The organism is Pedobacter humicola, assembly GCF_056490705.1.
Genome location: NZ_JBWJIG010000012.1, coordinates 168,269 through 181,253, shown reverse-complemented (window position 1 = coordinate 181,253; position 12,985 = coordinate 168,269). Strand labels below are relative to the sequence as shown.

6 protein-coding genes are annotated in these 12,985 nt (G+C 40.2%); 1 reads left to right on the top strand and 5 read right to left on the bottom strand.

The window, feature by feature from the left end; translation table 11 throughout:
* Positions 1-229: 229 nt before the first annotated feature.
* From pbpC to AC04Q1_RS18705, 3 genes are all read right to left on the bottom strand, one after another.
* Positions 230-2,602 (bottom strand): penicillin-binding protein 1C, encoded by a 2,373-nt coding sequence (pbpC, locus tag AC04Q1_RS18715; protein WP_478366091.1) that lies wholly within the window; start codon positions 2,600-2,602, stop codon positions 230-232.
* Positions 2,603-2,905: 303 nt separating this feature from the next.
* Positions 2,906-3,358 carry a transposase gene (locus tag AC04Q1_RS18710; RefSeq protein ID WP_478366090.1) on the bottom strand — a complete coding sequence of 151 codons (453 nt, stop codon included), beginning with the start codon at positions 3,356-3,358 and terminating at the stop codon, positions 2,906-2,908.
* A gap of 114 nt (positions 3,359-3,472) precedes the next feature.
* On the bottom strand, positions 3,473-9,064 hold the full coding sequence (locus AC04Q1_RS18705; RefSeq protein WP_478366089.1) for an alpha-2-macroglobulin family protein: 5,592 nt from the start codon (positions 9,062-9,064) through the stop codon (positions 3,473-3,475).
* A gap of 212 nt (positions 9,065-9,276) precedes the next feature.
* On the opposite strand from AC04Q1_RS18705, the gene AC04Q1_RS18700 reads away from it, so the two are divergent.
* Positions 9,277-9,714, top strand: a complete 438-nt coding sequence (locus AC04Q1_RS18700) for a nuclear transport factor 2 family protein (RefSeq protein ID WP_478366088.1) — start codon at positions 9,277-9,279, stop codon at positions 9,712-9,714.
* Positions 9,715-9,881: 167 nt separating this feature from the next.
* Here the strand turns inward: AC04Q1_RS18700 and AC04Q1_RS18695 are convergent, their stop codons facing one another.
* Complete coding sequence (locus tag AC04Q1_RS18695) at positions 9,882-10,286, bottom strand: hypothetical protein (protein WP_478366087.1); 405 nt, start codon at positions 10,284-10,286, stop codon at positions 9,882-9,884.
* A gap of 83 nt (positions 10,287-10,369) precedes the next feature.
* Positions 10,370-12,934: a type I DNA topoisomerase gene (gene topA, locus AC04Q1_RS18690; protein ID WP_478366086.1), complete on the bottom strand. Its 2,565-nt coding sequence runs from the start codon at positions 12,932-12,934 to the stop codon at positions 10,370-10,372.
* Positions 12,935-12,985 lie beyond the last annotated feature (51 nt).

The window sequence follows — 12,985 nt, the reverse complement described above, 5'->3', positions numbered from 1 at the left end:
ATTCTCGATTTTTATTTTCCTGGAAAGCAGGTTCAGTGATAATCGGCTAGGGCAGTCCTGCTATCGTTCCAATCTTTTTAATGGGTATGGTAGTAGTGAGGTGTGGGTTACTGCAAATTAAAAAGGATTTCCACTATATCAGGTTTATTGTTGCTGGGTAACTGCAATTACCTCAGTGCTATTAACCAAAGCGTATTCCGTGCCTTCTGTGTTTCCGTGGCCAGATAACCTATTTTTTCTCCTTATCTAAAACCGTAAATACCTGCACCAGTCTTTCCCCATTTTCATCAACCAGGGTTAAGGTATGCTTTCCCGGAAGCGGGCTAATGGCCAATTGATGAAAATTGCTTGTAGTGGCTACATATTCATTATCGATATGCCAATATATTTTTGAACTGGAATTTCTGTGCGCCGCATTCACTACAATTTTGCCTCTTGTTCCGTCAAGTTCCAGAGGAATGTAAACAATTGCGTTGTTTTTAGGATAAATTACTTCCATCACGCTATTCCCGCCAGAAAGATCACAGCCATCTTTAAAAGGGGGAAGGGTTTTATAATCACTGTTTTTTATTTTGTAGTAATATTCCATTGCCGGGGGCAAAATAAACCAGCTTTTGTGTAGCATATTGGTGATGCTCTCGCATTGATCGGTGACCCTGTAGGTGCCTGTTTGATCTAAATGGACCAGTTTATGAAACGGGCAAACAGCAGTTTTTTCACCTGAAGCAGGCACTAATTCTTCTGTTACACTTGTACAGTATTCCCCAGCTTTATAACCACTTTGTTTACAAATCCTGGTCTTTTTTAACTTGGTTACAGGCGTTTCGAACCATTTTCCATTGGGTAATAGCCTGAAAATATCAAACAAAACGGGGGCTGCTGCTTCAATACCAACCAAACCCGGTCTTCCTTCGCCATCGGCATTGCCCACCCATACACACACCACATAATTTGGCGTTAGGCCAACCGCCCAGGCATCGCGGAAACCGAAACTGGTACCTGTTTTCCAGGCAACTCTTTGTGAGGAAGAAAACTGTTCCCATAAACCCTCGTCGCCAGGACGCATAACTTCTTCCATGGCATTAAAAGTTGCCCAAATCGAGCCGTGATCCAAAAAAGAATTGCGCTGGTAATCCTTTTCTTCTTTCCGGTCGGTAGCGAAATAGCTTGCAGGTTTATAATCTGCCGGATTGTACAATCCTTTATAGGTATTAAAATGGTTTAAAGTGCGTACCATACCCATATAGGTGTTGGCCAAATCCCACATGGTTACCTCGCTACCCCCTAAAATCAATGATAGTCCATAATGATCTGCCGGCTGATTCAGTGTACCTATTCCAAGTTTTTTAAGTTTATCATAAAAGCGTTCATACTTGTATTGTTGCAGCATTTTAACCGCAGGTATGTTTAACGAACGGCTCAAGGCTTTATCTGCTGCGATGGCACCATCATAACCCAAATCATAATTTTGGGGGGAGTAGCCCGCAATTTGGGTGGGAATATCTGGAATTAAAGTGTGTGGCAATATAAAACCATCATTCATCATACTGGCATAAAGCAATGGTTTTAAGGTGCTGCCGGGGCTGCGTGGGGCTTTGATCATATCCACATGACTTTGGAGGTCAGCATTTTCAGGTTGATAAATATTGCCCACATAACTGACCACCTGACCAGTCCTGGCATCGAGTACCAAAGCTGAAATATTGTTAATGTCGTTAGCTCTATACCGGTTGTTGTAGCGTTTTAGTATGGCATTTACCTTTAGTTGGATGTTTTCATCCAGGGTAGAGGTAATTCGGGTAGAGTTGATTTCAAGACTAGCTCTTTCTGCTTTAAAACGGTTTAATAAGTGTGGCGCATTTTGCGGCAAAGGCATAGGCTTGCCCGGAACTGGCTCGAGCTTGGATAAATTGGCAGTTGCCTGATCAATGTACCTGAGTTGGGCAAGTTTATCTAATAAATCGTTTCTTTTTTTGATCAGTCGGCTAGAGTTTTTACCCGGATGCACCAAAGACGGACTATTGGGAAGCACAGCTAATGTAGCCATTTCACCCCATGAAAGCGTTTTGGCATTGCGGCCGTAATAACGCCAGCTGGCCGCCTCTAAACCCACAACATTACTCCCAAATGGAGCATTTGCAGCATACAAACCTATAATTTCTTCTTTGGAATACTTTGTTTCTAAACGGATAGCTAAAATAACTTCCAATAACTTTTGCCAAACGTTACGGTCTTGTTTTCGTGATAAACGGATCACCTGCATGCTTAATGTACTGCCGCCACTGACCACACTTTTCGCTTTCAGGTTTTGACGCATAGCCCTGCTCATGGCCAAAAGGTCAATACCGAAATGTTTATAAAAGCGCTTATCTTCAAAAGCAATGATACAATCCTTAAATTTTACGGGTACACTATCAGCAACCGGAAATCGCCATTGCCCATCGCTTGCAATTGCTGCACTCAATAAATTACCATTACTGGCTTCAATTACAAAGGAAGTAGGGGTTTTGAATAGTTTTGTAGGTAACGAAAATAGAAATGCCAAAAGCAAGGCAAAACAAATTAGATCGGAAATTAGGAATGCTTTCGGGCTTTTGATCATTTAATTTTTTGTGATAGACATCTTAACTCCAGTCTTAGCGACTCGCTATGACATAAAATATTTTCAAATGTTAATAAAGTTATTCAATAATAGTGACATCACTTGTTCTTTTTGATCGCCTTGGTTCGTGTCACCACGAACCAATAATTATTTTTTATATCCCTGCTTGATATCTCTATGACTAATTCACTGCAAGTTATGTTTTTCAAAATTCTAATCTTAAATCCTTTAAAAACGAATAATTGGTTTCGTGCTTTTCATGAAAGGAGGCTGATGAATATATATAATCTTCAGGTTCTTTTACTAATTGCCAATGTTCTGTACATGGGTTGTTGTGTAAATAATCCAGTTTTTTTGATACGCAACTTCCGGGGAAAATAAGTGTATCGCTAGAGGATCTCTCTGCCAAAATTCATAATTTTTATTAATCGAACCAGAAAAAAAGTTTTTTAGTTCATTTTGATTTAAAAGCTTTTTAAATTCATGGGCCGTATATTTTAAAAATGAGCCTTGGACAGTTTCTTTTCCATTTAATTCGTTAGTCCGCAGAATGATATGTATGTGATTTGGCATAATAACGAAAGCGAAGACATCAAGTTTATTCAATTTGCTCAGATACTCAAATGAACTTAAAATGATATGCTTAAATTTATCTTTTTCCAATAATCTTTGCCACTTGTTTATGGTAGCTGTCCAAAAGTAAATTTGACCAATTTCAATATAGTTTTTTCTCTTTTGTTTGAATAAATTATCCATTCCAATTTAGATTTCGGTCCGTGGAGACACGGACCGAGGCTTGCGTTTTTGTCTTTTATTTAAGAGGTTTCTTCTATGTCGTTATTCATATCTCCATAAACCACTAGCCATTTTCTATTTCACCACCTGCACCCATTTACCGGCTTCAGTTGCCGAAATATCATTATTGTACATCGCTTCGCATTGAACGGCCGACAGATAATATTTACCGAGATAAGATGCATTTAACAACACTTTATAAACCAGACTTTCGCCTTCTCTTACATTAAAATAAGTGAAAACACGGTCATCCCTGATATCCTGATAGGTAAAAGGAGATGATGCCAGGATACTTTGGTTATCGTTAACCCGGGTATTGATAATCTCCCATCCTGAAGGGAAAATCTGGGTTAATGCCATTTGTTCGTAATACCCCATTCTGCCTGGATTTTTTACGGTTACTTCAGCATAAAAATCAGTTCCCTGCTTTAAAGTTGTCGGATCTAACATTTTGCCATTTAGGCGTTTGTAGGTTACACTCATGTCCAAAACCTCAGGCCGGTTAGGTAAAAAATTATTCTGACCTGCAACAGGCTGCCCTTCTAAAACCAAACGCACAAACAATACATTATTTCCATTATTGCTAACTGAAGCAGTGTTGCCCTTAAAGGTAACCGGTGTACTGTTGATATATTGATTAGAACTTACAGGAGCAGATTTTCCATCCAATACATATTGATATTGCAATTTATTTGCCGACTGATTTGAACCACAAAACTTAGCAATGGCCAGCAAACTGTAAGCAGTTGTTTGTGTGCTGTACCAGGTGTTTTCGCCAAGTTTGGCTGCTAAAGGCTGTAATAAACTCGCTGCCTTTGCTTTCTGACCAAGTAGGGTTAGTGTTTCTAAAATCATAGCTTCATCACGAACATCAGAGCCATAAGTACCACCGAGTTGTTTGTAAGCCTGAATGGAAGTGTCTAAACCCCTGATCATATTTTGAGCCACATCATTCTGTCCGGCTAATTTATAAGCCGCTGCCAAACGCCATTTTGCGGCTACAGATAAGTATTCGAAAGCTTTCAAACGGTTCATCGCGGCCATTTCTGGCTTTTTAGCCAGCGCAAGCATATACAAACGATAAGCTTGCGATAAATCTCCACCATAAAAATTATTGCTATTTGGAGCCCAGTTTGCCGCTTTTGACTTTTGAAAACGCAATAATTCATCCAGCAAGCCAACCGGTAGGGTATAACCTGCGTTTTGCGCTTCAATCAGGAAGTGACCTGCATAATTACTTCCCCACTCGTCTGAAGTACCTTCTCCAGGCCAGTAAGATAAACCACCATCAGTAGTTTGGAAGCCTTTTAGCCTGTTAATTCCCGCTTTAATGTTTTTCTCTGTTGTGGCTTTCTGCTGCGCGTTTAACGGACTCAAACGGTCTAAAAAGAGTTGAGGGAAAATCCCTGAAGTTGTCTGCTCGATACAACCATGCGGATATTGAATTAAATAAGCCAGTCTTTTGCCTAAATTAATTGCCGGGATAGATGAAACCTCTAAAGAGCCTGAATTGGTACCGGTCATTCCGATTGGTAAATAGTTTACCGCCCATTTGGTATGTGGCTGAACAGTTGCCGAAACCACATTGGTAACATAAGGATTTGGATTTCTAATATCCATTTCTACATCGTAGACCGTTTTTTCGGCGCCACTTTGTGCAATCACTTTTACTTTGGCAATACCAACGGTATTTGGCGCTTTAACTTCAAAATAGGTCATTTGTTCACCTGTTTGCTTGTAATAAAGCTGCTGCTTGTTAGTACCCTGAACAATTAAATTGCTTGCCTGCAGTTGTACGGATACATTTTTCAGATTGTTTTCTGTCGCGAACACAGTTACCGGTAAAGTGAAACTTTCCCCTGGTCCAATTACCCTTGGCAGGGTAGCCAAAACCATCAATGGTTTTTTTACCTGGACAGATTTTTCTGCAAAACCATAGGCTGCATCCTGTCCGGCAATAACCATCGCCCTAACTGCACCGATGTACTGAGGCAATTTAAATTTGTGTGTTTTACTTTCGCCTTTGCCAATGGTAAAGGGCCCCATAAATTTAACCACAGCCTTAAAACGGTTGGCTTTGGCAGGGTTAAGGTTTTTGTTGATGCTTCCATCACCACCTATACTTAAAATACGTTCCAGGTTTCCACCCCAGGCGCCTAAAACATAGTCGAATAAATCCCACGTTTTAACACCCAAACCTTCTCGTGCATAAAATGCCCCATGGGGATCTGGTGTTTTAAACCGGGTTAAATCTAGTAAACCTTCATCAACCAATGCAATCGTATAGGTCATTGCTTTGCCGTTTTGCTCGCCAACAGTGATGGTATTTTCGGTTTCAGGTTTAATTTTATCGGCCATTTTAATTATTGGTTTCAAAATGGTCTGGGGATCTTCAACGGAAAGTGGAATAGCACCATACATCCTGATCGGTAAATCGTTCACCGTTTGAGCATGCGGTTGTAGTAAGGTGATATTGGCAAAAACATTTGGGGCCATTTCCTTTTCCGCCTTAAACTTAAATTGTGTTTGCCCGGCTTTGGTATCTACCCAATACGTTTTTAATACACGGCTTCCATTTTCGATCGAAATTAATGCCCGTCCGTTTTTACCTGTTGGGATAGTTAAGGTAATGTCTTCTCCAACGGTGAATTTCTCTTTATTCGCCGTAAAAGAAAGCATTGAGGCCTCTGTAGGGTTACTGCCTTGTTCGCGTTGCGCCCAGCCTGGCCAATCTACATAAACTGATTTTCCGGTAACATGCCCACCGTTTACATCACGGACTAAAATTAAATAACGGCCCCATTCTGGTTCATCAACACGTAAATTCCAGCTTCCTTTTCCGTTAAATAAGTTTACCTGATGTGTCTCCACCAATTTGTTGTATTGGTTTTGCGTAAAATTGGCATAGGTGTTTTGGTCATCCTGTTCCCACCACCAGCGCCATTGCGTTTTATATAGTTCTACCTGAACGGTTTTGGTACCACTCAACAGTTTGCCATCAGTATTTACATTCACGATTTCAATCTTATGTTCCTTTCCGGTAACCAACATACCACTTAAACGGTCACCTTTTTCCGGGCGGATACCTAAATAACTTTTGTATACATGATATGGAATACTGAAATTATCAATGCTGAAATTCCCTCCCGGTTCGAAAACCTTTGTTGTGAAATTTGCCCTTAACACGCCCGGCGCAGTATTGTTTTCGTTTAAGTTCGTGTTGATCTGAGCCGAGCCACTCTGGTTTAGGGTGCCTTCAAAAATGGTTTTAACCTGTGATTCGAAATTTACCGTTGGGTTATCGAAACTAAAACCTTCAAAGCCCTTAAACCTGGTTTCGGTAGTATTCAGGTTTACATCAACCTTTGCCTTTAAGTTTTGAGCAACGGCACCAAACAGCCATTTGGCCGATAGGGTAGCGGCTGATGTACCTGCACTCAAGTAAGGCCTGTTGCCAACGTTGAAATCAATTTTCAAGCGGTTTGGCATTACGGTCTCAATTTTTAGCGTTTTGGTAAAGGTAGCGCCACCTGCTTTAACCTTCGCCATCCAGTTGCCGGTTGGTGCAGTACTTTCTGTAGCCGTTTTGAAGGCGTAGAAACCATTTAAAGGCTTGCTGTTAATCAATCTTTTATACAATTGTCCCTTTGGATTGTAAAACTCCATGGTTACCGGGTAGTTGGCAGGGAGTTTTTTGAGTTTATCTTCCAGAACAAAAGACACAAATAAACTATCACCTGGTCGCCAAACCCCACGCTCGCCATAAATAAAGCCTTTTAGGCCACTTTGCACTACATCGCCACCTACATCGAAGCGACTTAACGGAAGTGAGCTTCCGTCATCTAATTTGAGGTAACCACGTTCTGAGCCGTTTTTGGCAATCAATAAAAACGGTTGACGTTTTAAGTCAAAACTGGCAAAACCATCACCATCGGTTTTAGTGGTGAAAATAATCTGTTTTTGATAGTCCATCAACTCCAGATTGACACCGCTTAATGGTTTTGCGGTCAATAAATCTGTAGCTACAATGAGCATACTGTTGTCGTTGCCGCGTTTGGCTACCAGGCCAATGTTCGAAGCAATTAAGTTTCTGCTTGCCCAGCGCTGGTTGGTGTAAAATGAAGGGGTACATGGATTGTCTTTATCATTCCATCTGTAATTGGCAGGGTAATAATTGTTGTAACGTTGCCAGAAATCATCGTCTTCATCAATTTTTTCGCCATAACCTTCGTCATCTCCATATTCGCTTTCTTCTTCACCGTCGCCCACTTTTTCTGTTCCTGCTTTACAATTATAGGCATTGTATTCCTGTCTGAAAGCAATGGTAACGCGGTACATTGCACCTGGCTCGGTACGGATCATTTTATCCAGATCGAGCGTAAAACGGTTTTTCTTATGGAGATTAAGTGCCTTATCTTCGTCTAAACGTACCGTTTTCTGCAAAATTGGTTTTGCCACTCTACGCAGTTCATTTCCATCTTTATAACTATTCGTTTGGAAAAACTGTGGGATATTATTCTCGTAAATTTTGATTACGGTTACATCAACAGCTTTTAAATTAATGGCTTCGAAAGGTAAAACCAGTTTGCCCGAATTTGGTAAAATAGTTCCATTACCTGCAATGGTAACTGCTGGCAATTTATCTTCAAAAACGAGATTGGCTACTTTTCCATTGGTAAGTGTTTTCGCATTGATGTTTTCGACGCCTGCGTTTACGCTTAAATTATAATTGCCTTTAAGTTCTTCAGCGGCATAAACTTTAACCTGACTGGCATCAATGGTATACCTTAAGTCGCTAAGGTTACCCAGGGTAATCATGCCCGTCAAATCCTGTCCTACACCAATGGGTTCCGAAAACTGCACCAGTGCGTAATCTTCTTCGCCCTGAATGGCTTTTATATCCAATATTTCAAACTTATTTATAGCCGGTACACGGATTTCTACTGTTCCTTTTTGTTCGGCATCAATGGCATCGCCATCCCAGTCTATTTTTAAATTCTGATCGTTACCAGTCTTTTTTATACTATCAATTGTGAATTTTGAGGTGTTTTTTGCCGGATCATGCTGCCATTTGATTTTTAACTTCTGGTCAAAATCCAGGGAAATGGTTTTTTCTATCTTGCTGGTTTCTTCAACATCGGCCGTAGCCACCTCGCCAGTTAATTTCATATAATCTAAAGCCGTATTGTTCTGCGAAACCAATCCGTTTTGAGAAAGCATGATCCCAGGTGTGATCACTTTAAATTCAAAATCGAAATCTTCAAGCCCCTTTTCTGTGGCAGAAACTTCGGATAATTTAAAGGTAGCCTCATAATTTTTACCGGGTTTAAGGTTTTCGTCGGGCCTAAACTCAACAGTTTGCGGATCTATCCAATAGGTTTTACCTGAAATAGAAGGGGAGAGGTCGAAAAGCTCCCTCGTATCGGCTTTGCCCAGATCCTGCATGCCTGTTGCCGCATTAGCCAGATGAACCCTGATAAAACTCTTTTTTGAAATAGTTCCGGAAGTATAGGCTTCGATATATTTTGCATAAGCCTGATTTTCTTCATGGTTTTTTTTCTTTCGGTTGAAATAAATAAACACAATTGCGGCTATCGAAACAGCGAGCAACCCAATGAAGATAAATTTCTTTTTGGAGGATGACTGGTAGGTAGATGGTTGTTCCATGGATGAAATTCGTTAAGATAAATGGTACTATAATGTTGCGGTGAAAGCAATTGGTGTGCCGTAATTGATCTGGTTAAACCGAAAACAAGATATTTATCTGAAAATTAACTAAAATCCACGTTAAAATAAATAATGTTGAAAATTAATGCCAATGGTTTGCTCATTTGCAGGGTTTTGGATATGTTTACAGGATCAACCCAATACAACCAGATATGATAAAGAAACTCCTAATTTTTTCGGGCCTGTTATTTTCGACCTGTTTTTGTTTTGCACAAAATGCAAATTCAGAAAAGGAAGTTAATGATGCTGTAAACAAACTTACTAGCTTGATGGTAAATCCTGATAGCCTGGGATTAGACAAATTGTTGCTCAATAATTTGAGTTATGGTCACTCCAGTGGAAAAGTGCAAACTAAACAAGAGTTTATGCACTCATTACTGTCAGGGGAATCAGATTTTCTGGATGATATTATTTTGGGTGATCCAAAAACAATTATTCAAGGGAATACAGCTTTGGTAAGGCATAAATTAATGGCCCAAACAAATGATAAGGGGGTGAGAGGAAGTGTAAATTTATATATCCTTTTGATCTGGAGCAAAGAAAAATCAGGATGGAAATTGCTTGGCAGACAAGCGGTTAAAGTGCCTTAGGTCAGTTGGGGGTTTGCAGTTGGGAGTTTTCAGTTTTGGTTGCAGAAGTAGCGATTGTCTCCAATTTCACCGTTCTAAACTTATTTAACAGGTGCCTCCAGTTTGAAGTCAACAGTACTTTATAGCTATTGAGGGGAACTCCAAACTCACTACTCCAAACTCCCGGCTTATTTAATCATCACTCCCGGTCTGTTCACCAATGGGATTTTAATCAGATTAGAATCGATAATGCTTTCGGGCAGGAAGATAAATTTTTTATCGTAAATGGTGGTACCAATATAATAACTCAACCAATATTCGTTGGTTAAGCCAAAAACTTCGGGATCAATGGCTTCTACTCCTGCAAAGGAATTTGCTCCCATATCGCCAATCATGTGACGTAAAACGGAAGTTTTAACTTGCTTACCATCTTTTTCGCCGTAACCTTTAGAGCTGATTAAAACATTTGTGATCGGCTCATTTTTTAAGTTGACGAGATAAACTGTCCAGCTTGTTACTTCTGGTGTTTCGCCCATCAACACAACGGCCATTGCAATATCTTCGACTATATTTTCTGGTAAATCTGATTTCATAACCAATATTTGACGTCATGCTAAACTTGTTTCAGCATCTTTTGGTAAAGACTCTGAAATAAATTCAGAGTGACGTTACACATTTATTTTTTCTTTGCCACAGCCTTCTTCGCAGGGGCTGCTTTTTTCTTTGCCGGTGCTTTTTTCTTTGTTTCGAAGGCATTAGGTACCTGCTCTACAATCATTTTCTTTACCACTTCCAGATCGATATCAACCAATTCTTCTGGTGTATATTTTTGTTTGGTCGCCTCATTGTATCGCAATTTAAGCATCAACTTGCCAAAACGGATAAACGGTCCCCAACGGCCATTTTCGATAGAAATTTTTTCAGCATCCCAGGTTTTAATAAAACGATTGGCTTCTTTTTCTACTTTCTTGCCAATTAAGGTATTAATATCTTCCTGTGATAAATTATCAAAATCATAACCTTTAGCCGGAATATTGATAAACAGATCGTTCCATTTTATAAACGGACCAAAACGGCCTTTGCCTTTCGTTACCCCTAAGCCTTCGTAATGTGCAATTGGTGCATCATCATCCATTTTCTGTTTGATAATTTCAACCGCTCTTTCATAGGTTACCGACAAAGGTTCTTCGTTTTTAGGAAGCGAAATAAAACTCTCACCCCATTTAACATAGGGACCAAAACGGCCAACCCCAATCATCACCTCTTTGCCTTCAAAATCAGGAAGTTGGAAAGGAAGTTTGAAGAGTTCCAACGCATCATCAAGCGTAATGGTTGCTACAGATTGACTGCGCATTAAACTGGCATAACGTGGCTTTTCTTCTTCATCAAGTTCGCCGATCTGAACCAATGGCCCAAATTTGCCCACCTTGGTATATACATTTTTGCCTGTCGCAGGATCTAAGCCCAATAAACGTTCACCTGTAGCACGTTCTGCGGTTTCTAAAGTGGTTTCAACTTCAGTATGGAAAGGACTATAGAAAGAGTGCAACATTTTGGTCCACTCTTGTAAACCCTGAGCAATTTCGTCAAATTCCTTTTCCACTTTTGCGGTGAAGTTGAAATCTACAATACCTTTAAAGTGTTCAACAAGGAAGTCGTTTACTACTTCGCCTATATCAGTTGGAAAAAGTTTTGATTTCTCGGCGCCCGTAATTTCCGATTTAATGTCTTTACTTACCTTACCATCAGCCAAAACAATAGCTGTAAATTTACGTGCCTTGCCATCTCTATCTTCTTTTACTACATAACCACGGTTTTGGACCGTAGAAATGGTTGGTGCATAGGTAGATGGACGGCCGATGCCCAGTTCTTCTAATTTCTTAACCAAACTGGCCTCGGTATATCTTGCCGGCGGACGAGAATAGCGCTCAGTCGCCTGCATTTCTTTTAAAAATAATTCTTGTCCTTTGGCTAATGGAGGTAAAATTGCACCACCTTCTTTTTCTTCGTTTTCATCATCATCTGTTGATTCTAAATAAACTTTTAAGAAACCATCGAATTTTAATACTTCACCTTCGGCAACCAAATGTTCTTTTCGGGTTGAAGCGGTAATCTGGGCCGTAGTTTTTTCGAATAAAGCCTCACTCATTTGTGATGCAATAGAACGTTTCCAGATCAGATCATATAAACGTTTTTCTGAAATATCGCCATCTACGCTATGTCTATCAAAATAAGTAGGTCGGATGGCTTCGTGAGCCTCTTGCGCACCAGCCGATTTTGTTTTATAAACGCGGTGTTGATGGTATTTATCGCCATAAGCAGATTTAATCTCAGCAGCAGCGGCGTTTAATGCCGTTTCTGATAAGTTTACAGAATCTGTTCTCATATAGGTGATCTTACCCGCTTCATACAATCGTTGTGCAACCTGCATGGTTCTGGCTACCGAAAAGCCTAATTTTCTTGAAGCTTCCTGCTGTAGGGTAGAAGTGGTAAACGGTGCGGCAGGATTACGTTTGGCCGGTCGTGTTTCTAAACTGGTAATGTCGAATTTAGCATTAGCACAATCCTGAAGATATTTTTCGGCATCAGCCTCGCTTTCGAAACGTTGTGGCAATTCTGCCTTAACGGTTTCTTTTCCTTTACCGGTAGAAAACTGGGCGGTAATTTTATATGCAGCAGCGGCATTAAAGTTTAAAACTTCTCTTTCTCTATCTACAATTAAACGTACCGCAACAGATTGTACACGGCCTGCGGATAGTGATGGTTTAACCTTTTTCCATAAAACAGGAGAAAGTTCGAAACCCACCAATCGATCCAGCACACGGCGTGCCTGTTGCGCATTTACCAGGTTATAATCAATTCCGCGTGGACTATCAATTGCTTTTAAAATGGCAGGTTTGGTAATTTCATGAAAAACGATGCGTTTGGTTTTCTCTACTTTCAGGCCTAAAGTTTCGAATAAATGCCAGGAAATGGCTTCCCCCTCGCGGTCCTCATCGGATGCTAGCCATACCATTTCGGCTTCCTTAGCTAGTTTTTTTAATTCGGCCACCACATTTTTCTTGTCGGCAGGTACCTCATAGATTTGGGCAAAGTTATTCTTGATATCAATCGCCATGTCTCCTTTCACTAAATCCCGGATATGGCCATAGCTCGATTTCACAAGGAAATCTTTGCCTAGGTAGCCTTCTATAGTTTTAGCTTTTGCGGGTGACTCGACGATTAATAAATTTTTGGCCATGAAATACGTTTTTGTGCAAATAAAGCTATAATTAAAGCATAAATCCAAACC